16 protein-coding genes and 1 pseudogene are annotated in these 23,385 nt (G+C 74.0%); 8 read left to right on the forward strand and 9 right to left on the reverse strand.

The window, feature by feature from the left end:
• Position 1: 1 nt before the first annotated feature.
• The 4 genes from ACZ4K2_RS02405 to ACZ4K2_RS02420 are packed head-to-tail and all read right to left on the reverse strand — an operon-like array spanning position 2 to position 4,383.
• A complete protein-coding gene (locus ACZ4K2_RS02405; RefSeq protein WP_467472191.1) occupies positions 2–781 on the reverse strand; it encodes a CDP-alcohol phosphatidyltransferase family protein in 780 nt (259 codons plus the stop codon).
• The gene (locus ACZ4K2_RS02410; protein WP_467472188.1) at positions 759–1,820 is read right to left on the reverse strand and encodes an iron-containing alcohol dehydrogenase family protein; all 1,062 of its coding nucleotides are present in this window, start codon (positions 1,818–1,820) and stop codon (positions 759–761) included. Before ACZ4K2_RS02410 ends, ACZ4K2_RS02405 begins: the two co-directional genes overlap by 23 nt.
• Entirely contained in the window at positions 1,808–2,560 is a 753-nt protein-coding gene (locus ACZ4K2_RS02415; RefSeq protein ID WP_467472186.1) for a phosphocholine cytidylyltransferase family protein, read from the reverse strand. Before ACZ4K2_RS02415 ends, ACZ4K2_RS02410 begins: the two co-directional genes overlap by 13 nt.
• On the reverse strand, positions 2,557–4,383 hold the full coding sequence (locus ACZ4K2_RS02420) for a DUF5941 domain-containing protein (RefSeq protein ID WP_467472183.1): 1,827 nt from the start codon (positions 4,381–4,383) through the stop codon (positions 2,557–2,559). The genes ACZ4K2_RS02415 and ACZ4K2_RS02420 overlap by 4 nt, the downstream gene beginning before the upstream one ends.
• A 265-nt stretch (positions 4,384–4,648) precedes the next feature.
• On the opposite strand from ACZ4K2_RS02420, the gene galE reads away from it, so the two are divergent.
• The 3 genes and pseudogenes from galE (at position 4,649) to idi (ending at position 7,048) form a co-directional block, all read left to right on the forward strand.
• Positions 4,649–5,620 carry a UDP-glucose 4-epimerase GalE gene (galE, locus tag ACZ4K2_RS02425; protein WP_467472181.1) on the forward strand — a complete coding sequence of 324 codons (972 nt, stop codon included), beginning with the start codon at positions 4,649–4,651 and terminating at the stop codon, positions 5,618–5,620.
• 88 nt (positions 5,621–5,708) lie between these two features.
• Positions 5,709–6,279, forward strand: a pseudogene (locus ACZ4K2_RS02430) (cation diffusion facilitator family transporter).
• Between the two features lie 175 nt (positions 6,280–6,454).
• Positions 6,455–7,048, forward strand: coding sequence for an isopentenyl-diphosphate Delta-isomerase (gene idi, locus ACZ4K2_RS02435; protein WP_467472179.1), 594 nt, complete (start codon positions 6,455–6,457; stop codon positions 7,046–7,048).
• A gap of 15 nt (positions 7,049–7,063) precedes the next feature.
• Here the strand turns inward: idi and ACZ4K2_RS02440 are convergent, their stop codons facing one another.
• Positions 7,064–7,594, reverse strand: a complete 531-nt coding sequence (locus ACZ4K2_RS02440; RefSeq protein WP_467472177.1) for an ATP-binding protein — start codon at positions 7,592–7,594, stop codon at positions 7,064–7,066.
• 208 nt (positions 7,595–7,802) lie between these two features.
• Here ACZ4K2_RS02440 and ACZ4K2_RS02445 point away from each other — a divergent pair, with 208 nt between their 5' ends.
• Together ACZ4K2_RS02445 and ACZ4K2_RS02450 are read left to right on the forward strand one after the other, a co-directional pair.
• Positions 7,803–8,558, forward strand: coding sequence for an enoyl-CoA hydratase/isomerase family protein (locus ACZ4K2_RS02445; RefSeq protein ID WP_467472175.1), 756 nt, complete (start codon positions 7,803–7,805; stop codon positions 8,556–8,558).
• A gap of 115 nt (positions 8,559–8,673) precedes the next feature.
• Positions 8,674–11,106 carry a Tex family protein gene (locus tag ACZ4K2_RS02450; protein ID WP_467472173.1) on the forward strand — a complete coding sequence of 811 codons (2,433 nt, stop codon included), beginning with the start codon at positions 8,674–8,676 and terminating at the stop codon, positions 11,104–11,106.
• An 82-nt stretch (positions 11,107–11,188) separates the two neighbouring features.
• On the opposite strand, the gene ACZ4K2_RS02455 is transcribed toward ACZ4K2_RS02450, so the two are convergent.
• The gene (locus ACZ4K2_RS02455) at positions 11,189–12,829 is read right to left on the reverse strand and encodes an ABC-F family ATP-binding cassette domain-containing protein (protein ID WP_467472171.1); all 1,641 of its coding nucleotides are present in this window, start codon (positions 12,827–12,829) and stop codon (positions 11,189–11,191) included.
• A 195-nt stretch (positions 12,830–13,024) separates the two neighbouring features.
• Here ACZ4K2_RS02455 and ACZ4K2_RS02460 point away from each other — a divergent pair, with 195 nt between their 5' ends.
• The gene (locus ACZ4K2_RS02460; RefSeq protein WP_467472814.1) at positions 13,025–13,939 is read left to right on the forward strand and encodes an FAD-dependent oxidoreductase; all 915 of its coding nucleotides are present in this window, start codon (positions 13,025–13,027) and stop codon (positions 13,937–13,939) included.
• A 1,007-nt stretch (positions 13,940–14,946) separates the two neighbouring features.
• On the opposite strand, the gene ACZ4K2_RS02465 is transcribed toward ACZ4K2_RS02460, so the two are convergent.
• Entirely contained in the window at positions 14,947–16,893 is a 1,947-nt protein-coding gene (locus tag ACZ4K2_RS02465) for a Xaa-Pro dipeptidyl-peptidase (RefSeq protein WP_467472169.1), read from the reverse strand.
• Between the two features lie 177 nt (positions 16,894–17,070).
• Here ACZ4K2_RS02465 and ACZ4K2_RS02470 point away from each other — a divergent pair, with 177 nt between their 5' ends.
• Positions 17,071–18,558 carry a M1 family metallopeptidase gene (locus tag ACZ4K2_RS02470; protein WP_467472166.1) on the forward strand — a complete coding sequence of 496 codons (1,488 nt, stop codon included), beginning with the start codon at positions 17,071–17,073 and terminating at the stop codon, positions 18,556–18,558.
• A 211-nt stretch (positions 18,559–18,769) separates the two neighbouring features.
• On the opposite strand, the gene ACZ4K2_RS02475 is transcribed toward ACZ4K2_RS02470, so the two are convergent.
• Positions 18,770–20,236: an amino acid permease gene (locus ACZ4K2_RS02475; protein WP_467472163.1), complete on the reverse strand. Its 1,467-nt coding sequence runs from the start codon at positions 20,234–20,236 to the stop codon at positions 18,770–18,772.
• A 233-nt stretch (positions 20,237–20,469) separates the two neighbouring features.
• Between ACZ4K2_RS02475 and ACZ4K2_RS02480 the strand changes: the two genes are divergently transcribed.
• Positions 20,470–21,180, forward strand: a complete 711-nt coding sequence (locus ACZ4K2_RS02480) for a helix-turn-helix domain-containing protein (protein WP_467472160.1) — start codon at positions 20,470–20,472, stop codon at positions 21,178–21,180.
• Here ACZ4K2_RS02480 and ACZ4K2_RS02485 read toward each other — a convergent pair.
• Positions 21,166–23,349 carry a 3-hydroxyacyl-CoA dehydrogenase NAD-binding domain-containing protein gene (locus ACZ4K2_RS02485; protein ID WP_467472158.1) on the reverse strand — a complete coding sequence of 728 codons (2,184 nt, stop codon included), beginning with the start codon at positions 23,347–23,349 and terminating at the stop codon, positions 21,166–21,168. The genes ACZ4K2_RS02480 and ACZ4K2_RS02485 overlap by 15 nt on opposite strands.
• Between the last annotated feature and the right edge of the window lie 36 nt (positions 23,350–23,385).

The raw sequence follows: 23,385 nt of genomic DNA on the forward strand, positions 1-23,385 counted from the left end.
CTCACTTCAGCCTGCTGGAGGCGAGGATGGACACCAGGTGCAGCAGGGTCTGGAGCAGCGCGATGCCGGCGAGGACGGCGGTGCCGAGGCGGGTGAAGAACAGGTCGCCGCGGACCTGGTCGACGATCGCGAGGACCAGGATGAGCAGCGCGGCCTCGATGCCGAGGATGAGCCGGTGGAACTTCAGGGCCGCGGCGGCCCGCCGGGCCAGCGCCATGCCGGAGGAACGCGGTTCGGAGGCGGCCTCCTGCACCGGCGGCTTGCCGGCCTGGTGCCGGGCGACGCCGACCAGGTCGGTCTCGGCCTTGATCAGGATGGCGCCGAGCGCGGCGAGGGTGCCGAGGAAGGCCCACAGCCAGTCGATGCGGCCGGTGCCCCACAGGTCGGCGGCGCGCAGGCCGAGGCCGACCAGCACGGCCGCGTCGGTGAGGTAGGCGCCGACGCGGTCCAGGTAGACGCCGTTGAGCGAGTACTGCTTCTTCCAGCGGGCGATCTCGCCGTCGACGCAGTCCAGCAGCAGGTAGAGCTGGGTGGCGACCACGCCGAGCACGGCGCCCGCGATCCCCGGCACCAGCAGGGCCGGGGCCGCGAGCACACCGCAGACGGTCATCAGGTACGTGAGCTGGTTGGGCGTGACCCTGGTGCCGACCAGGTAGCGGTCGACGCGCAGGGACACCTCTCGCATGTAGAGGCGTCCCCCCCAGTGCTCACCGCTGCGCCGGTCCTTCACCCCCGCGGGGTGGACGACCGGACGGAGTTCAGCTACCGATGGCCTTGACATAGTCGGCGTAGGTGTCCTTGATCTGATTCGTCTTGAGGTCGAGGTGTTCGAGGATCGTGTAGCGGCCGGGCCGGGTCTCCGGGGCGAACTCCACGGCGCGGACGAACTCGTCCACCGTGAAGCCGATCTCCTCCGGCAGCACCGGGAGCCCGTGCCGGCGCAGCACCTCGGCCATGTACGCCGACTCCTCGTGGGCTCCGCGCAGGTACATCGCGAACGCGGCGCCGAGGCCGCACTGCTCGCCGTGGGCGGCGGCGCGCTTGGGGAAGAGCAGGTCGAAGGCGTGGTTGATCTCGTGGCAGGCGCCGGAGGAGGGGCGGGAGTCGCCCGACACGGACATGGCGATGCCGGTGAGCACCAGCGATTCGGCCAGCACCTGGAGGAAGCCGTCGTCGCCGGTGCCGCCGGGGTGCCGGAGCACCGCCTCGCCGGCCTGCCGGGCCATGGCGGCGGCCAGGCCGTCGATCTTCTCGCCGTTGACCTGGTTGGCCAGCTCCCAGTCCGCGACCGCGGAGATGTTGGAGATGGCGTCACCGATGCCGGAGCGCACGAACCGGACGGGGGCCTCGCGGATCACGTTGAGGTCGATGACGACCGCGATCGGGTTCGGCACCCCGTACGAGCCGCGGCCCGCGTCGTTGTCGAGGGTGGCGACCGGCGAGCACAGGCCGTCGTGGGCGAGGTTGGTGGCGACGGCGACCAGCGGCAGGCCCACCCGGGCCGCCGCGAACTTGGCGCAGTCGATGATCTTCCCGCCGCCGAGGCCGACGACTGCGTCGAAGCGGCCGGCCTTGATGTCGCCGGCCAGCCGGATCGCGTCGTCGATGGTGCCGCCGCCGACCTCGTACCAGGTGGCGCCCGGCAGCGAGGGGGCGATCCGTTCGCGCAGCCGGGCGCCGGAGCCGCCGCTGACGGCGACGGCGAGGCGGCCGGACTGCGAGATGCGCTCGTCGGCGAGGACGCACGCCAGGTCGTCGAGGGCACCCGGACGGATGTCGACGACGACCGGCGAGGGGATCAGCCGGGTCAGTACTGGCACGCGATCTCCCGTCCGCGCGCGAGATCGTCGTGATTGTCGATCTCCACCCACCGCACGTCGCCGATCGGCGCCACGTCGATGCGGAAGCCCCGGTTCACCAGCTCCTGGTAGCCGTGCTCGTAGAACTGCTGCGGGTCGGTCTCCCAGACCGTCTTCAGCGCGTCGGCCAGCTCCGGCGCGGCGTCGCCCTCGATCAGGGTGACGCCGATGTACTCGCCGGTGGCCTCGGCCGGGTCCATCAGCTTGGTGATCCGCGTCATGCCCCGGGCGGGGTCCACGACGACCTTCATCTCCTCGTCGGCCAGGTTCTTCACCGTGTCCAGGGCGAGGATGATCCGCCGGCCCTCGCCGCGGGCGGCGAGCAGCGTCTTCTCGACGGAGACCGGGTGGACGGTGTCGCCGTTGGCGAGGATCACGCCGTCCTTGAGGGCGTCACGGCCGCACCACAGGGAGTAGGCGTTGTTCCACTCCTCGGCCTTGTCGTTGTCGATGAGGGTGAGCTTGAGGCCGTACTTCCGCTCCAGGGCCGCCTTGCGCTCGTACACGGCCTCCTTGCGGTAGCCGACGATGATCGCGACCTCGGTCAGCCCGATCTCGGCGAAGTTGCCGAGGGTCAGGTCGAGCACCGTGATCGAGTCCTCTATGCCCGCGGGCCCCACCGGCACCAGCGCCTTGGGCAGGCTGTCGGTGTAGGGGCGCAGACGCCGTCCGGCGCCGGCCGCCAGCACGAGGCCGATCATGCGGGTTCTCCTTCATCGTGTACGGCGGGCGCCCCAGCGGACACCCAGAAGCGGATGCTCTCGACGAGCACCACCAGGGCGACGGCCACGGCGAGGACCGTGAGCGCGACCTGGAACTGCGCGGCGGTCAGTACCGCGGCCAGGACGGCGACGAGGAGTGTCCGCCCCTCGTGCCCCCCGATCACGCGCACCAGCCAGGCCGGGGGCGCTCCGGCGTCACCGCGGATGCGGTACACCGTGTCGTAGTGATGGTAGGCGACGGCGGCCACCAGGCCGAAAGCCGCGGGAAGCGCTCCGTTCGCCCCCGCTTTACCGGCCAGGGCGAGCACGGTGCCGTACTCGGCGGCCCGGAAGAGGGGCGGGACCAGCCAGTCGAGGGCGCCCTTGAGGGGACGGGCCACGGCGAGGGCCGAGGTGAGCACGTAGACGAGGGCGCCGGCGACCGGGAGCACTCCGCCGAAGGAGGTGAGCGCCGAGCAGGCGACGACCGCGGCGCCGCCGAGCAGGGCGGCTGCGGGCACGGCCGTGCCGGGCAGACCGCGCCGCGCCACGCGTGCGACGGCGCCCGCGAGCGGACCGGAGTCGGCGAGGTCGGCGAGCGCCTGCGCGGCCCGGTCGGTGCGCCGGGCCCTGCGGGTCACCGAGCGCAGCACGCGGCCGGCCGTGGTGTAGGAGGCGGCGAAGGCGCAGCCGACGAGCAGGACGTAGAAGGTGATCCGCGGGGTGGTGGCCGCGGTGAGGACCGCGATCATCGCCCAGCGTTCGCCGATGGGCAGGACGATCATGCGGCGCAGCCAGACCGTCCAGCCGACGCTGTCGAGCCGGTCGGAGAGCGCGGCGGTGGGGCTGGTGTTGGCGGTGGCGTCGTGGTTGGCCTCGTTGAAGGAGAAGTCGACCACGTGCCGGCAGGTCTGGAGGACCATCGCGCCGAGGGCGAGGGCCCAGACGTCGTCGCCGCCGCGGGCCGCGCCGAGGGCGAGACCGGCGTAGTAGGCGTACTCCTTGGCCCGGTCGAAGGTGGCGTCGAGCCAGGCGCCGAGCGTGGAGTACTTCAGCGCGTAGCGGGCGAGCTGGCCGTCGGTGCAGTCCAGGACGAAGGAGGCGATGAGCAGCACGCCGGCCGCGACGAACCCGGCGCGGGTGCCGGTCGCCGCGCAGCCGGCCGCGACGAGCGCGGTGAGCAGCGAGGCGGTGGTGACCTGGTTCGGGGTCAGGCCGCGGCGGGCGCACCAGCGCGCGAGGTAGCGCGAGTAGGGGCTGATCAAGAATGTGGTGAAGAAGCCGTCCCGGGACTTCACGGCCGACTTCAGGCGCACGGCCTCGTCGTCGACGGCGGCGACGGCCTGGCGTGCCTCGTTGCGGGCCTGGGGGTCGGCCGGTACGGCGGCGACGAGGCTGCCCAGCTCGGGCCGGTGCACCGCGCCGCCGTCGGCGTCGAGCGCGGCGACGACCCGGTCGGCGAGGCTGTCCACGGCGAGCGCGGGGGCGCCGCCCGGCGCCTCGGCGGCCGGTCCGCCGGCGGCGGAGGTCTCGCGGGCCACGGCCCGGGTGAGCTGCTGCCGGGCGGCGGGCTGGGCGGTGACGGCGCCGGGGACGGCGGCGAGCGGGAAGCGCGGGTCGGTGAGGCCGAGGCGCAGCGCGTGCGGGTGGCCGACGAAGCGGGCGTCGACCAGGGCCACGCGCCGGTCGGCGGGCACGGCCGCGAGCAGGGTCTCCGCCTCGGCCGCGCCGGCGGCCATGCGCACGTCGAAGCCGAGGGACCGCAGATCGTTCTCCAGTGACGATCCGGGGACCGGCTGACCGGTGACGATGGCCGTCGACAACCGAACTCACTCCCTGGGTGCCGGCGCTCGGGCGCCGGTCTTCTGCGTGGTGGGGCGCCCTGCCTGCGGCGCCCGGGCGGCATGTCGGCTGAGGCTATCGGATGGTCCGGAGTCCGTGTTCACCGGCCGTTCACGGTCCGGCCCACGGGGCCTGACGCGGCCTTCGCCGCGATCATCATCGGGGATCCGGGGCCCGGCCCACAAACCCATGGGGGCAGACCCGGGCAACCGGGACAGCGGCCGGGTCCGCATAGGGTGGGCGACCATGACGTGGCTGATCACCGGCGGAGCCGGATACATCGGAGCGCACGTGGCGCGGGCCATGGCGGGCGCCGGGGAGAGCGTCGTGGCGCTGGACGACCTGTCGGCGGCGGTGCCCTCGCGGCTGCCGGCGGACGTTCCGCTGGTCCGGGGCTCGACGCTGGACGGGCCGCTGCTGAGGCGGGTCCTCGCGGAGTACGGCGTGACGGGCGTCGTCCACCTCGCGGCGCGCAAGCAGGTCGCGGAGTCGGTGGCCGCGCCGACCCGCTACTACCGGGAGAACGTGGGCGGCCTGGCCACGCTGCTGGACGCGGTCGCGGAGGCGGGCGTAGGCCGGCTGGTGTTCTCCTCGTCGGCCGCGGTGTACGGCAACCCGGACGTGCGGCTGATCACTGAGGACACCCCGTGCGCCCCGGTGAACCCGTACGGCGAGACCAAGCTGGCCGGGGAGTGGCTGGTGCGGGCGGCCGGGCGGGCGCACGGGATCTCCACGGTCTGCCTGCGCTATTTCAACGTGGCGGGCGCGGCGGCGCCGGAGCTCGCGGACACCGGTGTGTTCAACATCGTGCCGATGGTCTTCGACCGGCTCACCCGCGGGGACGCCCCGCGGATCTTCGGCGGCGACTACCCGACGCCGGACGGCACCTGCGTCCGGGACTACATCCACGTCGCCGATCTGGCGGAGGCCCACCTGGCGGCGGCCCGGCGGCCGGCCGCCGGCGACAGCGCGGGCGATCTGACGCTGAACGTCGGCCGGGGCGAGGGGGTCTCGGTGCGCGAGCTGATCACGGTGATCGGCGAGGTCACCGGCGACCGCCGGGCGCCCGTGGTCGAGCCCCGCCGCCCGGGGGACGCGCCGCGCGCGGTGGCCTCGGCGGAGCGGGCCGCCGAGACCCTCGGCTGGCGGGCCCGGCGCGGTGTCCGGGAGATGATCGAGTCGGCCTGGGCGGGCTGGCGCCTGCACCACGCCGGGTAGCGCGGAGCGCCGTCCGGCAGGCGCCCCGGAGCGCCGCCGGGCCCCGGCGGCGGGCTGTTCCCCGCGTGCCGCCCAAGGCGCCCGCACCCTGACCTGCGGAACGTTTCCGCAGGTCAGGGCGGACGACAACGGTGCCGTCGAGACCGCCGGGGGCCCGGCTGCGGACTCGTTCGCGCTGATCGCGGACGCGGCCCACAGGGCGACCGACGCGGTGGGCCTCGGCATGGCGCTGCTCGCCGTCCACTTCGTTCAGCCGCCCGCCCAGCACCAACCGCACCTTCCGCGGTGCTCCTGTCGGCGGCGGTGGTCCTGGCCACCGGCCGGCAGCCGGCCGACCCCATCGCCTCGCCGGTCATCGGGCCGATGATCGTCCCGCGGACCCTGAAGCTGCTGCGCGAGACGCTGGAGCTGCTGCTGGAGGCGGCCCGCTGGACTGCGTGGAGGACGTGCACGAACTACACGCCTGGACGATCGCCTCGGGCCTGCCGGTGCTGTCGGCGCACCCGGTGGTCGGCACCGACGCCCTGAACGCCATCGGGCACGAGAAGATGCCGCACGAGCTCCAGGCCTGCCCGGGCCACCACTTCGACGTGAGGCACCGCACCTTCCGGCTGGAGCCGGGCGGGCACGCCGAGCACGAGGCACGGCTGTGCCACTGACCGGTGCGCACTGTCGTTCGGCGCACCCCGCACGGTTCCCGGCCGCGGCCGCCGGGCACGATGTCCTACCGGGTCCGGCTCCCCGGAGCGCGCCGCGCGCGAAGGCGCGGACGTGCCGGAAGCGCCGGATCCGTACGGCAGACTTGGGGTGCCAGGACCGAAGCGAAGGATGAGTATGCCGATCACACCCGCCACCGAGACGCACGACTCCTCGAACGGCACCGCAGAGGCGATTCTGCTGGAACTCGTCGACGAGAAGGGCGTGACGATCGGCACCGCGGAGAAGCTCGCCGCGCACCAGCCGCCGGGACTGCTGCACCGGGCGTTCTCGGTGTTCCTCTTCGACGAACAGGGCCGGATGCTGCTCCAGCAGCGGGCGCTCGGCAAGTACCACTCCCCCGGCGTGTGGTCCAACACCTGCTGCGGCCACCCGTACCCCGGCGAGGCCCCGTTCGCGGCGGCCGCCCGGCGCACCCACGAGGAGCTGGGTGTGTCCCCGTCGCTGCTCGCGGCGGCCGGCACGGTCCGCTACAACCACCCCGACCCCGTCTCCGGCCTGGTCGAGCAGGAGTTCAACCACCTGTTCGTCGGCCTGGTGCAGGCGCCGCCGGTGCCGGACGCCGAGGAGGTCGCCCAGGCCGCCTTCGTGACGGCGGCCGAGCTGGCCGACCGGCACGAGCGGGAGCCGTTCTCGGCCTGGTTCATGACCGTGCTGGACGCGGCCCGCCCGGCGATCCGGGAGCTGACGGGTCCGTCCGCGGGCTGGTGAGCCCGCCCGGTCCCGCTACGCCGGCGCCACGGGCCTGAGCGGCAGGGCCGCCCAGATCACCTTGCCGCCGCTCGCGGTGTGCTCCACGTCCAGCACTCCCCCCGCCTCGCGGGCCACCTCGCGGACCAGGAGCAGCCCCCGGCCGCCGGTCTGCCCGTGGTCGGCCTCCAGGGCGGTCGGCCGGTAGGGGTGGTCGTCCTCCACGGACACCCGCACCCACTCGGCGCCCACGGCCACCTCCACGGCGAGCACCGGCGACAGCAGCGCGGCGTGCCGGACCGCGTTGGTGACCAGCTCCGAGACGATCAGCAGCAGCCCGTGCACCAGGTCCTCCGGGACCGGTACGCCCTGGCGCGTCAGCAGGTCCCGCACCGCGTGCCGGGCCTGCGGGACCGAGGCGTCCACCGCGGCCGCCGTGAACCGCCAGACGCCCTCGTACGGCAGCGGTTCGGGGGGCCGTCCGCCGTCCCCCGCCGGGCGCGGGCCGTCCCCGCGCCCGTGGTCGTCCCTCGTCCGGTCTCCGCCCTCGCGCTCGATTGTCACCACACGTCGAGTGTTGGTAACGATGTGCTCCCGCCCGGCTGCCTGAACAGAAGTCAGCGGGTTTCGGACGGTTTCCGACCGACTGCGCGCGAGCCGGTCGCGGGCGGGACTGTTTCCGGTGCCCCGGGCGCCGGTTCGCGAACTGGTCGGCTTGTACGGGAACGGTTCCGCGGCCCGGCGGGACGGCCCACCCGGCCGATACGATCATCGTATGGAGCCCCAGCTGACGCACCAGGTCGCCGACTCGGTCGCCACCGTGGTGATCCGCCACCCCGCCAAGCGCAACGCCATGACGACGGCGATGTGGCGGGCCCTGCCCCCGCTGCTGGACGAACTGGCCCGGGATCCGCGGGTACGGGCGCTGGTCCTGACCGGGGAGGGCGGCACCTTCTGCGCTGGCGCGGACATCTCCACGCTCCGCGGTTCCCCGGAGGAGGCGCAATCCCTCGCGGTGGCGGCCGAGGAGGCCCTGGCCGCGTTCCCCAAGCCGACCGTCGCCGCGGTCCGCGGGCACTGCGTCGGCGGCGGGGCGCAGCTCGCGGCGGCCTGCGATCTGCGCCTGGCCGAGGAGGGCGCGCTGTTCGGGGTCACACCGGCGCGCCTCGGTGTCGTCTACCCGGCCTCCGCGACCCGCCGGCTGGTCGCGCTGGTCGGCCCGGCCACCGCCAAGTACCTGCTGTTCACGGCCGAGTTGATCGACACCGGGCGGGCCCTGCGCGCCGGCCTGGTGGACGAGGTGCTGCCCGGGGGCCGGCTGGCCGAGCGGGTCGCGGAGCTGACGCGCGTCCTCGTGTCCCGCTCGCAGCTCACGCAGGCCGCCGCGAAGGAGTTCGTGGACGGCCGCACCGACCGGGACGCCCACTGGACCGCCCAGGCGCGCGCGGGCGGTGACACCGCGGAGGGGGTCGCCGCCTTCCTGGAGCGCAGGCGGCCGTGCTTCACCTGGAGCGTGCCCACGACCGGGTGAAGCGGCCCGCCCGCGCGGGGCCCGCGCCCCGCCGGGAGAGCGCCCTGATCCCCGGTCGCCGGTGCCACCTGCCACAATTGCCGCGCAACCTCAGTGGAGAAGGCGGTACGGGATCGTGACGACACCCGGGTCCATCGGAGCAGGGTCCATCGAAAGCAGGATCGCCGAGGAGCTCGGCGTACGGGAGCGGCAGGTGAAGGCCGCGGTGGAACTGCTCGACGGCGGTTCCACGGTGCCCTTCATCGCTCGCTACCGCAAGGAAGCGACCGAGATGCTCGACGACGCGCAGCTGCGCACCCTGGAGGAGCGGCTGCGCTACCTGCGGGAGCTGGAGGAGCGGCGGGCCGCGATCCTCGACTCGGTGCGGGAACAGGGCAAGCTCACCGAGGAGCTGGAGGCGCGGATCCGCGGCGCCGAGACCAAGGCGCGGCTGGAGGACGTCTACCTCCCCTACAAGCCCAAGCGGCGCACCAAGGCGCAGATCGCGCGCGAGGCGGGACTGGAGCCGCTCGCGGAGGGGCTGCTGAGCGACCCGTCCGTGGAACCGGCCGAGGCCGCCGCGGCGTTCGTGGACGCGGACAAGGGGGTGGCCGACCCCCAGGCCGCGCTGGACGGCGCGCGGGCGATCCTCACCGAGCGGTTCGCCGAGGACGCCGACCTCATCGGCGAGCTGCGCGAACGCATGTGGGTGCGCGGGCGGCTCGTGGCGAAGGTGCGCGAGGGCAAGGAGGAGGCGGGCGCCAAGTTCGCCGACTACTTCGACTTCGCCGAGCCGTTCACCGAGCTGCCCTCGCACCGCGTCCTGGCGATGCTGCGCGGTGAGAAGGAGGAGGTCCTCGACCTCGTCCTGGAGCCGGAGGAGGCCACCGAGGGACCCTCGTCGTACGAGGGCGTCGTCGCCTCCCGGTTCGGGATCGCCGCGCGGGGCCGCCCGGCCGACAAGTGGCTGGCGGACACGGTCCGCTGGGCCTGGCGCACCCGCATCCTGGTCCACCTCGGCATCGACGTGCGCCTCAGGCTGCGCACGGCCGCCGAGGACGAGGCGGTGAACGTGTTCGCGGCGAACCTGCGGGACCTGCTGCTCGCCGCCCCGGCCGGCACCCGCGCGACGCTCGGTCTGGACCCCGGTTTCCGCACGGGGGTGAAGGTCGCCGTGGTCGACGCCACCGGCAAGGTGGTCGCCACGGACGTGATCCACCCGCACGTGCCGGCCAACAAGTGGGACGACGCGCTCGCCCGGCTGGCCCGGCTGGCCCGGGAGCACGCGGTCGAGCTGGTCGCGATCGGCAACGGCACCGCGTCCCGCGAGACCGACCGGCTCGCCGGCGAACTGATCGCCAAGCACCCCGAGTTGAAGCTCACCAAGGTGATGGTGTCGGAGGCGGGCGCGTCGGTGTACTCCGCCTCCGAGTACGCCTCGCGGGAACTGCCCGGCATGGACGTGTCGCTGCGCGGCGCGGTCTCCATCGCGCGGCGCCTCCAGGACCCGCTGGCCGAACTGGTGAAGATCGACCCGAAGTCGATCGGCGTCGGCCAGTACCAGCACGACCTGTCCGAGGTGAAGCTCTCCCGCTCGCTGGACGCGGTCGTCGAGGACTGCGTGAACGGCGTCGGCGTCGACGTCAACACCGCGTCGGTGCCGCTGCTGTCGCGGGTGTCCGGCATCTCCTCGGGCCTCGCCGAGAACATCGTGGCGCACCGGGACGCGAACGGGCCGTTCACCTCCCGTTCCGGGCTGAAGAAGGTGGCCCGGCTCGGTCCGAAGGCGTACGAGCAGTGCGCGGGCTTCCTGCGCATCCGCGGCGGCGACGACCCGCTGGACGCCTCCAGCGTGCACCCGGAGGCGTACCCGGTGGTGCGCCGCATGGTGAAGACCACGGGGCAGCAGGTCGCGTCCCTCGTCGGCAACACCGGCGTGCTGCGCTCGCTGCGGCCGGCCGACTTCGTGGACGACACCTTCGGCCTGCCGACCGTCACCGACATCCTGAAGGAGCTGGAGAAGCCGGGCCGCGACCCCAGGCCGGCCTTCAAGACCGCCACCTTCAAGGAGGGCGTGGAGAAGATCTCCGACCTGTCCGCCGGGATGGTCCTGGAGGGCGTGGTGACCAACGTGGCCGCCTTCGGGGCGTTCGTGGACGTCGGCGTCCACCAGGACGGCCTGGTGCACGTGTCGGCGATGTCGAAGTCGTTCGTCAAGGACCCGCGCGAGGTCGCCAAGCCCGGTGACATCGTCAAGGTGAAGGTCCTGGACGTGGACATCCCGCGCAAGCGCATCGCCCTGACCCTGCGCCTGGACGACGAGGCCGCGCCGCAGGGACAGGGGCAGGGACAGGGACAGGGACAGGGCGAAGGCCGGCAGCAGCGCGGCGGCGGTGCCCGCCCGCCCCGGCAGCGGCAGGGCGGCGGCCAGCGCCAGGGCGGCGGCCAGCGGCAGGGCCGTGGCGGTGGCGACCGCGGTGGCCGGCAGGCGCCGCCGCCGGCCAACAGCGCGATGGCGGACGCGCTGCGCCGGGCGGGGCTGCTGAACCCGAACGACAAGCGGCGCTGAGCCGCCGGGCGGGGCCGCGCACACCGCGCGCGGCCCCGCCCGCCTCTCCCCCGCCGTGTGCCGGGAGGACGGAACCGTACGGCTAGCGCTCCGTCACCTTGCCGTCGGCGACCTCCAGGCGCCGGGTCACCCGGACCGCGTCCAGCATGCGCCGGTCGTGGGTGACCAGCAGCAGGGTGCCCTCGTAGGCGTCGAGGGCCGATTCGAGCTGCTCGATGGCCGGCAGGTCCAGGTGGTTCGTCGGTTCGTCCAGGACGAGCAGGTTGACGCCCCGGCCCTGGAGCAGGGCGAGCGCGGCGCGGGTGCGTTCGCCCGGGGAGAGGCTCTCGGCGGGGCGCGGCACGTGCGCGGACTTCAGGCCGAACTTGGCCAGCAGGGTCCGGACCTCGACCGGTTCGGTGTCGGGGACGGCCGCGCAGAAGGCGTCGATCAGGGTCTCGGGCCCGTGGAACAGCTTGCGGGCCTGGTCGACCTCGCCGACCAGGACGCCGGAGCCGAGGGCCGCGTGCCCGGAGTCGAGCGGGACCCGGCCCAGCAGCGCGCCGAGCAGGGTGGACTTCCCGGCGCCGTTGGCCCCGGTCACCGCGATCCGGTCCGCCCAGTCGACCTGGAGCGTGACCGGCCCGAAGGTGAAGCCGCCGCGCCGCACCTCGGCGTCCCGCAGGGTCGCCACGACCGCGCCCGAGCGCGGGGCGGAGGCGATCTCCATGCGCAGTTCCCACTCCTTGCGCGGCTCCTCCACCACGTCGAGGCGCTCGATCATGCGCTGGGTCTGCCGGGCCTTGGCCGCCTGCTTCTCGCTGGCCTCGCTGCGGAACTTGCGGCCGATCTTGTCGTTGTCGGAGCCCGCCTTCCGCCGCGCGTTCTTGACGCCCTTGTCCATCCAGGCCCGCTGCGTCTGGGCGCGGTCCTGGAGGGCGGCCTTCTTGTCGGCGTACTCCTCGTAGTCGTCGCGGGCGTGCCGGCGGGCCACCTCGCGCTCCTCCAGGTAGGACCGGTAGCCGCCGCCGTAGAGGTTGACCTGCTGCTGGGCCAGGTCGAGTTCGAGGACCCGGGTGACCGTGCGGGTGAGGAACTCGCGGTCGTGGCTGACCACGACGGTGCCGCCCCGCAGGCCGGTGACGAACCGCTCCAGCCGCTCCAGGCCGTCCAGGTCGAGGTCGTTGGTGGGCTCGTCCAGGAGGAAGACGTCGTAGCGGGACAGCAGCAGCGAGGCGAGGCCGGCACGGGCCGCCTGACCGCCGGAGAGCGCGGTCATCGGCTGGTCCAGGCCGACCGCCAGGCCGAGGGAGCCGGCGACCTCCTCGGCGCGCTCGTCGAGGTCGGCGCCGCCGAGCCCGAGCCAGCGCTCCAGGGCGGTCGCGTAGGCGTCGTCGGCACCGGGCGCGCCGTCGACCAGGGCCTGGGTGGCCTCGTCCATGACCCGCTGGGCCTCGGCGACACCGGTGCGGCGGGCCAGGAACTCCCGGACGGTCTCCCCCGGCCTGCGCTCCGGTTCCTGCGGCAGGTGGCCGACGGTCGCGGCCGGCGGGGACAGCCGGAGCTCCCCGTGCTCGGGCCGGGTGAGCCCGGCGAGCATCCGCAGCAGGGTCGACTTGCCCGCGCCGTTGGCGCCGACCAGCCCGATCACGTCGCCGGGCGCGACGACGAGGTCGAGCCCGGAGAACAGGGAGCGGTCGCCGTGCCCGGCGGCGAGGTTCTTGGCTACGAGGGTGGCAGTCATCAGGACGCCGATCCTAACGGCGCCGCGGTCACGGCTCCGCCCGGTGTCGCGGCGGGCATGGCTCCGTACGGTGTCGCGGCGCGCGTGGCTCCGCCCCGTGTCGCGGCGGCCGGGCGTGTGGAGCCGTGACCGGCCTGCCGGGTCCGCGGGCGCAGGGCCTATCGTCCTGACGTGGACAGTGAGCCGAGTGACGAAGTGATCGTGGTCGGAGGCGGGGTCACCGGCCTGACGACGGCCGTGCTGCTGGCCGAGGCCGGGCGGCGGGTGCGGGTGTGGGCGCGGGAGCCGGGTGGGCGCACCACCTCCGCGGTCGCGGGCGGCCTGTGGTGGCCGTACCGCATCGAGCCGGAGCCGCTGACCGGTGCGTGGGCGCTGGAGTCCCTCGGCGTGTACGGGGAACTGGCGGCCCGGCCCGGGGAGACGGGGGTGCGGCTGGTCGAGGGGGTGCACGACGGGACCCGGCTGGAGGAGCTGGGCCCCTGGGCGGGCCGGGTGCCGGGGCTGCGGGCGGTGCCCGGCGGGCTGGCGGCGCGGCTGCCGGTGATCGACATGCCGGTGCACCTGGAGTGGCTGCGGCGGCGGCTGGTCCGGGCGGGGGGCGCGGTGGAGGTGCGCGAGGTGACCGACCTCGCCGCGGTGCCCGCCGCCGTGGTGGTCAACTGCACGGGGCTCGGGGCCCGTTCGCTGGTGCCGGACCCGGCGGTGCGTCCCGTGCGCGGGCAGCTCGTCGTGGTGGAGAACCCGGGGGTCACCGACTGGTTCACCGCCGTGGACCACTCCTCGGCCGCGTCCACCTACTTCATCCCGCAGCCGGACCGGCTGCTGCTGGGCGGCACGGCCGAGGAGGACGACTGGTCCCTGGAGCCCGATCCGGCGACCGCCGCGGCGATCGTCGCCCGGTGCGCGGCCGTCCGGCCGGAGATCGCCGGGGCCCGGGTGCTCGCGCACCGGGTGGGGCTGCGGCCGGCCCGGGAGGCGGTACGGCTGGAGCGGCAGCCCCTGCCCGGGGGCCGTGCGCTGGTGCACAACTACGGCCACGGCGGCGCCGGCGTCACGGTCGCCTGGGGATGCGCACGGGAAGCGGCGGAACTGGCGTTCCCGGCCCCGTGAGCCCTGGACCACCACGGCGCGCTCCGCTTCCCGCGCGCGGGGCGGGGACGGCACGGTCGCCGCACCGCACCCCGTTCCCGCAGCGCGCCCGCCGCACTCTGCGCCGAGCGGCCGCAGGGGCCCCACGGGCGATGCGTGACGGCTCGCCCCGCCGCCCCCACACCGGCCCCCGAAGCCCCGCCGCGCCTTAGGCCGGCACACGCTACCGCCCGGCGGCCGGCCCGCCGCCGCTTCCCGCTGCGCCGCACAAACCCGGCGGGCGATGCGTGACACGTCCCCGCCGGCCCCGGACCGCCACCGCGCCCTGAGCCGGCACGCGCGAGCGCCCGGCGGCCGGCCCGCCGCCGCTTCCCGCTGCGCCGCAGGGAGCCCCGCGATGCGTGACACGTCCCCGCCGGCCCCGGACCGCCACCGCGCCCTGAGCCGGCACACGCGACCGCCCGGCGGCCGGCCCGCCGCCGCTTCCCGCTGCGCCGCAGGGAGCCCCGCGATGCGTCATGGCCCGCCCCCGCCCCCGCCACCTGCCCGCCGAACCCCTGGACCGCTACCCCACCCCGAACCGGCACGCGCGAGCGCCGCACAGTCGACCCGCCGCCGCTCCCCGCCCCGCCGCACAAGCCCGGCGGGCGATGCGTGACACATCCCCGCCTGCCCCGGACCACCACCGCGCCCTGAGCCGGCACACGCGACCGCCCGGCGGCCGGCCCGCCGCCGCTTCCCGCTGCGCCGCAGGGAGCCCCGCGATGCGTCACGGCTCGCCCCCGCCACCTGCCCGCCGAACCCCCGCACCATCGCGAGCCGGCTCGCGCGACCGCCGGGCGGCCGGCCCGCCGCAGGGCACGCTGACGACGCGTCACGGCTTGCCCCGCCACCTCCACGCCGGGCCCGGGGCAGCCGGCCCGTCGCCGCGCCACGGCCGCCTCCCGCCCCGGCGCGCCGCGACTCGTGCCCGTGGCGTGGGTGCCGGGTCGGCGCCGGGGCACGGGGGTGTCCGGCCCGGCGGGTGGTCAGGCCGTCGGGATGTGGTGGTCGGTGTGGCGGGGGCGCAAGCCGGGCAGCGGGGTCGGCGTGGCGGCGGGCGCGTGGCCGGCGGTGGCGCGGGCGAAGGCCGCCGCGCCGCCCACCAGCGGTACCCGCGCCGTCGTGCGGGACAGGTCGACGGTGAGCGTCGGCCTGGTGGACGGGGGGTCGATGAGGTCCCGGTCCGTGCCGGCGACGATCAGCGCCAGGCGGTGCCCGGCGGGGACGACGTGGTCGGTGGCCGCGAGGCGGACGGTCATCGTGTAGGCCCTGCCCGGCGTCAGCGGGACGCCCCTGGCCGCCGAGGCGTGGTGGCCGAGGTCGGCCCAGCCGCGGCTGACCACGGTGTGGTCGACCGCCGCCGTCCTGGCCCGGGTCTCCTTGAAGCAGGCGCTGTCCCCGGCCGTGCTCGCGCCCCAGCAGTCGCGCCGGGACAGGGTCGTGATGCCCTCGCCGCCGTCGGCGTAGTCGCGGATGGTGTCCGGGCCGACGTCGACCAGGACGGCGGACAGGTGGGCGGATGCGGTCGTCGGCGTGGCGGTGACCGTCACCTCGGCGGAGCCGGCCAGGCGCAGGTCGCGGGTGAGGGGCGCGGTGAGGAAGCCCGCCTTCTCGGGCGTGGACGCGGTGAGGTGCGCGGCCCAGTCGGTCTCGTTCAGCGCCGGGTCGTCCCGGAAGGTCTCGGTGCCGGTGGCGCGGCGCAGTCCGAGGGTGCCGACACCGGCCAGGCTGCCGGGGGCCGGGCGCAGGACGGCGGCGCGGGTGCCGCGCGGTGGCCAGGCGGCGGAGGTGACCCACTGGTCGGGGTGGCGTTCGACGTCCGCCGCCGGCTCGCGGTCGACGCCGTTGTCGTAGCCGAGGAGTTCGTGGTCGAACCAGCGGTGCAGGGTGTCGACCCAGGCGCCGCGCCGGTAGTCGAAGGGGTCGACGTGGCCGGTCTGGGACAGCCAGATCTTGCGCTTGACGCCGTGCCGGGCGAGGGCGTCCCACCACTGGCCGAGGTGCTTGGTGCGGACGTTGAGGTCCTGCATGCCGTGCACCAGGAACACGCTGGCGCGCACCCGGCCCGCGTCCCTGACGTAGTCCCGCTCGGCCCACAGCCGGGTCAGGTCGCCGCTGCGCGGACTGCCCTCGACGAGCCTGCGCCGTACGTCCGCGCAGTGGGCGTGGGCGTCCTGGTTCTCGACGTAGTCCGCCAGTTCGTCGGGGCCGCCCTCGTAGAGGGGGGCGCCCTGGGCGAAGTAGTAGTCGTACCAGGAGGAGATGGCGCTGATCGGGACGATGGTCCGCAGTCCCTTGACGCCGGTGGCGGCGACCCCGTTGGCGATGGTGCCGTCCCAGCTCTTGCCGATCATGCCGGTCCGGCCGTTGGTCCAGCCGGCCGTCACCGGGGTGCCGCCGGTGCGGCTGGTGTAGGCCCGGGCGCGGCCGTTGAGCCAGTCGACGACGGCCTTGGCGGAGAGGACGTCGGACCGGCCGCCGACGTCGACGCAGCCGCCGGAGCGGTTGGTGCCGGCGAGGTCGACGCCGACGAAGGCGTAGCCGCGGGGCACGAAGTAGTTGTCGTAGAACAGCGGCATCCGCACGACGCGGCCGGCGGCGTCGTACGTCTTGAGCTGGCTCTCGTTGCCGCGTCCGCAGCAGGAGTAGTACGGGCTGGCGTCCATGACGACCGGCACCTTGCGCCCCTGCCGGGCCGGTTCCGCGGGCCGGACGATGTCGGCCGCGACGCGGTCGCCGCGTCCGTCACCGTCCTCGTCGAGCCCGGTGTCCACCCACACGGACTCGCGGACGGCGTGGGCGTAGGAGTAGACGGGCCGGCTCTCGCGCGGCACGGCCCGGGCCGCGACCGGGGTCGGGAACACGGCCGCCAGGGCGGCGACGGCGGCGCTCGCCAGGGCTCTCCGGATCGTCGTGCGTGTGCGTTTCGGCATGCGCGGACGGTACTGCGGGCGGCCCGTGCGCAGAAGACGGCCCGTTGCTCGTGTCGGCCGAATGGCGATCGTGTGACGAGTGGTGCCGTGGACAGGCCCGGGGGCGCTGGGACTGAATAAGGTCGGCGAACAGAATTCTGGCGAACGGACTTTCCGTCCCGACGACTTGGAGCTGACGTGCACCGCAGAATCATCGCGCCGGGCGCACTGGCGGCGGCCTCCGTCCTGCTGGCGATCCCGGCATCGGCCGCGGCCGGCACCCCCGGCGCGCCGGGCATCGGCGACCCCTACTACCCGTACTACGGCAACGGCGGCTACGACGTCTCGCACTACGACCTGAGGCTGCAGTACCAGCCGAGGACGGACGAGTTGCAGGGCACGGCGACGATCCTGGCGAAGACGACGCAGGACCTGTCCCGCTTCGACCTGGACTTCCTGCTGGACGTGAGCGAGGTGCGGGTCAACGGCGCGCAGGCGGCTTTCACCAGGTCCGGCCAGCACGAACTGGTCGTCACCCCGAAGACGCCGCTCGCCAAGGGCACGACGGCCACGGTCGTGGTCCGCTACAGCGGGGTGCCGTCGACGAAGAGCGCCTACGGTGTCACCACCTGGCACCGGACGCCGGACGGCGCGGTGGCCGCGGACGAGCCCGAGGCGGCCTGGTGGTGGTTCCCGAGCAACGACCACCCGAGCGACAAGGCGACCTACGACGTGTCGGTGTCCGTCCCGGACGGCACCCAGGCCATCTCCAACGGCACGCTCCAGGCGACCAGCTCCAAGCTGGGCTGGACCCGCTACTCCTGGCGGCAGAACAAGCCCCAGGCCACCTACCTGGCCACCCTCGCGGTCGGGAAGTTCGACATCACCACCGGCACCTCCGACGGCGGCGTGCCCGTCCTCAACGCCTACAGCAAGGACCTGGGCGACAACGACGGCGCCGCCCGGGCCAGCGTGGAGCGCACCGGGGAGCTGGTGGACTGGCTGAGCGGCTACTTCGGGCCGTACCCGTTCAGCTCGGTGGGCGGTTACGTCCCGAACACCACCACCGGGTACGCGCTGGAGACGCAGTCCCGCATCTACTACAGCCCGAGGCAGTTCGCGAACGGCTCCAACACGTCCGTGGTCGTGCACGAGCTGGCCCACCAGTGGTACGGCGACTACGTGTCGCTGAAGGGCTGGAAGGACATCTGGATCAACGAGGGCTTCGCCCGGTACGCGCAGTGGCTGTGGTCCGAACACGAGGGCGAGGGCACCGCGCAGGAGCTCGCCGACTACGTGTACGCCTCGCACCCGGCGGACGACGCGTTCTGGACGGTGGCGCCCGGTGACCCCGGCGCGGACCACCAGTTCGACTCCGCCGTCTACGACCGCGGTGCCCTGGCGATCCAGGCGCTGCGGAACGCGATCGGTGACGACGCGTTCTTCGCGATCCTCAAGGGCTGGCCGAAGGAGCACGCCTACGGCAACGCCTCGGTGGCCGACTTCCGGAAGTACGCCGAGAAGATCTCGCGCAAGCCGCTCGGGGCGCTGTTCGACACCTGGCTGTTCCAGCCGTCGAAGCCGGCCGCGCCGTCGGCCCGGGCGCTGGTGAAGGCCGGGGCGGCGGTGGCGCAGCCGAAGTCGTGGAAGAAGATCCAGGCGACGAACGACGTGCACGGGCGCTGACCCGGACGTGCCGTCGCGGACGGCGCGGCGGCGGTGCCGTACCGGGGACCGTCCTCCGGCACGGCACCGCCGCGGGGCGTGTCACCGCGGCGCGAGGACTTCGTGACCGCTGTGGGAGGGGGTGCCGGGCAGGCCGCCCGGCGCTCGTCGCCGGCGGCGGCCGGGGCCGGCGCTCTCGCGGGGCGGGCCGCAGGCGGCCCGCCCCGGGCCGTCACTCCGCGGGGGCGACGGGCTCGCGGCGGGCGTGCTCGCCCACCCGGCGGCGGACGCCGAACCAGCCGGCGACCAGCATGACCGCGAGCACCGGGATGAGCAGCAGGGTCCTGCGGCCCACCTCGTGGTCGTTCCACATCATGCCGAGGCAGACCAGCAGGAAGGTGATCGTGGCGATCTCCGTGACCGGGCTGAACCCCAGCCGGAAGTGCGGGCGCGTCACCCGGCCCGCGCGGGCGCGGCGGACGAACACCATGTGGCAGAGCATGATGATCACCCAGGTGCTGATGATGCCGAGGGAGGCGACGTTCAGCACGATCTCGAAGGCCTGGCTGGGCACCAGGTAGTTCAGGCCGACGCCGAGGACGCAGACGGCGCAGGTCAGCAGGATGCCGCCGTAGGGGACCTGGCGGCTGCTCATGCGGGCGGTGAACTTCGGCGCGGATCCGGCCGTGGCCATGGAGCGCAGGATGCGGCCGGTGGAGTACAGGCCGGAGTTCAGCGAGGACATGGCGGCGGTCAGCACGACCAGGTTCATCACGTCGCCGGCCGCCGGGACGCCGATCTTGGACAGCACGGTCACGAACGGGCTCTCGTCGCCGGAGTACACCGAGCCGGGCAGGAGCAGCGCGAGGAGCACGACCGAGCCGACGTAGAACAGGGCCACGCGCCACATGATCGAGTTCACCGCGCGCGGGACGACCTTCTCCGGCTCGGCGGTCTCGCCGGCGGCCACGCCGACCAGCTCCAGGGCGGCGTAGGCGAAGATCACGCCCTGCATGACCAGGATGGCCGGCATCACGCCGTGCGGGAAGAGGCCGCCGTGGTCGCTGATGACGCTCAGGCCGGGGGTGTGGCCGCCGACCTTGTGCTGGGTCGCGAGCAGGAAGATGCTGATCAGCATGAAGCCGACGATGGTCGCGACCTTGATGATCGCGAACCAGAACTCCATCTCGCCGAAGATCTTCACCGAGATGAGGTTCACGGTGAGGACGACGGCGAGGGCGACCAGCGCCAGCACCCACTGCGGTATCGAGGTGAACAGGCTCCAGTAGTGCGTGTAGAGCGCGATCGCGGTGATGTCGGCGATGCCGGTGGTCGACCAGTTCAGGAAGTACATCCAGCCGGCGACGTAGGCGCCCTTCTCGCCGAGGAACTCGCGCGCGTAGGACACGAAGGATCCGGAGGAGGGCCGGTAGAGGACCAGCTCGCCGAGGGCGCGGACGACGAAGAAGGCGAAGACGCCGCATACCAGGTAGGCCAGCGCGAGCGCGGGTCCCGCGTTGTGGAGACGTCCGCCGGCGCCCAGGAGCAGCCCGGTGCCGATCGCGCCGCCGATGGCGATCATGTTGACGTGGCGGGGCTTGAGGTCCTTGCTGTAACCGGCGTCGCCCGCGTCCGCGGGCGCCTGGGCCGCCGGGGGGTGGGGGGCGGCCTCTGCCGGCTCCACGGCTTCCTTGGTCACGGGTGGTTTCACTTCCTGGTGCGCCCGGGCCGCGCGGGCCCGGGGTTCGTGCAGGTCTTGGCCCGCACCACCCTCGTGTCGCGGTACAGACCAAGACAGCAGCTTCCCCCAGAGGCCCGTGGGTACGCGGTGGCCCATGTCACGAAGCGTCGCTTCTCACACGACCCCCTCATGATCCACGCGACGTCCACGAAGGGTTTCACCGTTCCGGTGGGACAGCGATACTGGCACGCATGACGACCGAGGCCGGGGACGCGACGCCCCTCACCATCGACGAGCTGGCCGCCCGGGCGGGCGTCACGGTCCGCACCGTCCGCTTCTACGGCAGCAAGGGGCTGCTGCCCCCTCCGGTGATCGGGCCGCGCCGGGTCGGGCAGTACGGTCCGGACCACGTGGGGCGGCTGGCCCTCATCGAGGAGCTGCGGCAGCAGGGCATGACCCTCGCGGCGATCGAGCGGTACCTGAAGCAGCTCCCTGACGGCCTGACCCCGCACGACCTGGCCATTCACCGGGCGGTCGTCGCGTCCTGGGCGCCGGACGCGGTGGACACGGTGTCCCGGTGCGAACTGGACCGGCGGGCGGGGCGGGCGCTCACCGCCGAGGAGCTGGAGCGGCTGGCGGCGATGAGCGTCGTCGTGGCGGTGGACGGGGACACCTTCCGCGTCGACTCCGGGCTGCTCCGGCTCGGCGTGGGGCTCCTCGACGTACCGCTGTCGCAGGAGGTGATCCTCGCGGCGCGCTCCGTGCTCATCGAGCACTCGCGCGCCGCGGCCCACGAACTCTCCCGGCTGTTCCGCGGCGCGGTCGCGGAGCGTGACGCCCAGGACGTGCGGTCCCTGTCCGCGCACATGCACCCCTTGGTGGTGCAGGCCCTGCTCACGACGTTCCAGCGGTCGCTGCGGGAGGAGCTGAGCGAGTGGGTGGGCGGATCAGGGGCGGGCTGAGTCGCCGAACCGCTCCCCCTTCCCGGCCTTCTCCACGAGCAGCGCGGGCGGGGTGAACCGCTCGCCGTAGCGCTCGGCCAGCTCGCGCGCCCGGGCCGTGAAGCCGGCCGGGCCCCCTTCGTAGCCGTTGATGTACTGCAGGACGCCGCCGGTCCAGCCGGGGAAGCCGATGCCGAGGATCGAGCCGATGTTGGCGTCGGCGACCGAGGTCAGCACCCCCTCCTCCAGCAGGCGCACGGTGTCGAGCGCCTCGGCGAAGAGCATCCGCTCCTGCATGTCGCGGAAGGGGATCTCGTGGCCCGGCTTGGTGAAGTGCTCGCGCAGGCCCGGCCAGAGCCCGGTCCGGGCGCCGTCCTCGGCGTAGTCGTAGAAGCCGGCGCCGCCGCTGCGGCCGGGACGGCCGAACTCGTCCACCATGCGGTCGACGACCGCCTCCGCCGGGTGCGCCGTCCAGGTGCCGCCCGCCTCCTCCACGGCCCGCTTCGTCTCGGTGCGGATCTTGCGCGGCAGGGTGAGGGTCAGCTCGTCCATGAGGGAAAGCACCTTGGCGGGGTAGCCGGCCTGGGCGGCGGCCTGCTCCACGGAGGCGGGCTCGATGCCCTCGCCGACCATGGCGACGCCCTCGTTGATGAACTGGCCGATCACCCGGGAGGTGAAGAAGCCGCGCGAGTCGTTGACGACGATCGGCGTCTTGTTGATCTGCCGGACCAGGTCGAAGGCGCGGGCGAGGGCCTCGTCGCCGGTGCGCTCGCCCTTGATGATCTCGACCAGCGGCATCCTGTCGACGGGCGAGAAGAAGTGCAGCCCGATGAAGTCGGCCCGGCGCTGCACGCCCTCGGCGAGGGCGGTGATGGGCAGCGTGGAGGTGTTGGAGCACAGCAGCGCGTCGGGGGTGACGACCGACTCGATCTCCTGGAACACCTTGTGCTTGAGGGCCGTGTCCTCGAAGACGGCCTCGATGACCGCGTCGCAGCCCGCGAGGTCGGCCGCCTCCGCGGTGGGCGTGATGCGGGCGAGCAGCGCGTCGGCCTTCTCCCGGCTGATGCGGCCCTTGGCGACGGCCTTGGCGCACAGCTTCTCCGAGTAGCCCTTGCCCTTGACGGCCGCCTCCAGGGAGACGTCCTTCAGGACGACCTCGATGCCCGCGCGGGCGCACGCGTAGGCGATGCCCGCGCCCATCATGCCTGCGCCGAGGACCGCGACCCGGCGGACCTGGCGGGGCTCGACGCCCCGTGGCCGGCTGACGCCTGAGTTGACCGCCTGGAGGTCGAAGAAGAACGCCTGGATCATGTTCTTCGCGGTCTGCCCGGCGGCCAGCTCGACGAAGTAGCGGGCCTCGATCACCTGCGCGGTCTCGAAGTCGACCTGGGAGCCCTCGACGGCCGCGGCGAGGATGTTGCGCGGGGCGGGGTAGGGGGCGCCGCCGGTCTGCTTGCGCAGGTTGGCCGGGAAGGCGGGCAGGTTGGCGGCGAACTTCGGGTTGGCCGGCGTGCCGCCGGGGATCCGGTGGCCCGGCTGGTCCCAGGGCTGCCGGGACTCGGGGTGGGCGTCGATGTGGGCGCGGGCCCTGGCGAGCAGTTCCTCGGGGGTGGCGGCGACCTCGTGGACGAGGCCGTTCTCCAGGGCGCGCCGGGCGTTGTACTGCTGTCCCTGGAGGAGCACCTTCAGCAGGGCGTCCGTGATGCCCAGCAGCCGTACGGTGCGGACGACGCCGCCTCCGCCGGGGAGCAGGCCGAGGGTGACCTCGGGGCAGCCGATCTTGGTGCCGGGGGCGTCGAGGGCGACGCGGTGGTGGCAGGCGAGGGCCAGTTCGAAGCCGCCGCCGAGGGCCGCTCCGTTGATCGCCGCGACGACCGGCTTGCCGAGGGTCTCGATGCGGCGCAGGTCGCGCTTGAGGGCGAGGCCGCCGTCGAACAGCTCCTGCGCGGTGCCGGGGGTGACGCGGATGAGGTCGCGCAGGTCGCCGCCGGCGAAGAAGGTCTTCTTCGCGGAGGTGAGGATGATGCCGCGGATCGAGTCCCGTTCGGCCTCCAGCCGGTCGGCGGTCGCGGCGAGGGAGGTGCGGAACGCCTCGTTCATGGTGTTCGCGGACTGGTCGGGGTCGTCCAGGACGAGGGTGACGACACCGGTGTCGTCCTGCTCCCAGCGGATGGTGGTGCTCTCGGTCATGACAGTCGTCTCCGTTGTCTCGCTTGGTTCCGCGGG

This window comes from Streptomyces sp. NPDC025833 (assembly GCF_055558055.1).

Excerpts from the sequence above, each read along its gene's own strand:
- ACZ4K2_RS02405 (WP_467472191.1), bottom strand. The coding sequence starts at position 781 with ATGTCAAGGCCATCGGTAGCTGAACTCCGTCCGGTCGTCCACCCCGCG.
- ACZ4K2_RS02415 (WP_467472186.1), bottom strand. The coding sequence starts at position 2,560 with ATGATCGGCCTCGTGCTGGCGGCCGGCGCCGGACGGCGTCTGCGCCCC.
- galE (WP_467472181.1), top strand. The coding sequence starts at position 4,649 with ATGACGTGGCTGATCACCGGCGGAGCCGGATACATCGGAGCGCACGTG.
- idi (WP_467472179.1), top strand. The coding sequence starts at position 6,455 with ATGCCGATCACACCCGCCACCGAGACGCACGACTCCTCGAACGGCACC.
- ACZ4K2_RS02445 (WP_467472175.1), top strand. The coding sequence starts at position 7,803 with ATGGAGCCCCAGCTGACGCACCAGGTCGCCGACTCGGTCGCCACCGTG.
- ACZ4K2_RS02455 (WP_467472171.1), bottom strand. The coding sequence starts at position 12,829 with ATGACTGCCACCCTCGTAGCCAAGAACCTCGCCGCCGGGCACGGCGAC.
- ACZ4K2_RS02465 (WP_467472169.1), bottom strand. The coding sequence starts at position 16,893 with ATGCCGAAACGCACACGCACGACGATCCGGAGAGCCCTGGCGAGCGCC.
- ACZ4K2_RS02480 (WP_467472160.1), top strand. The coding sequence starts at position 20,470 with ATGACGACCGAGGCCGGGGACGCGACGCCCCTCACCATCGACGAGCTG.
- ACZ4K2_RS02485 (WP_467472158.1), bottom strand. The coding sequence starts at position 23,349 with ATGACCGAGAGCACCACCATCCGCTGGGAGCAGGACGACACCGGTGTC.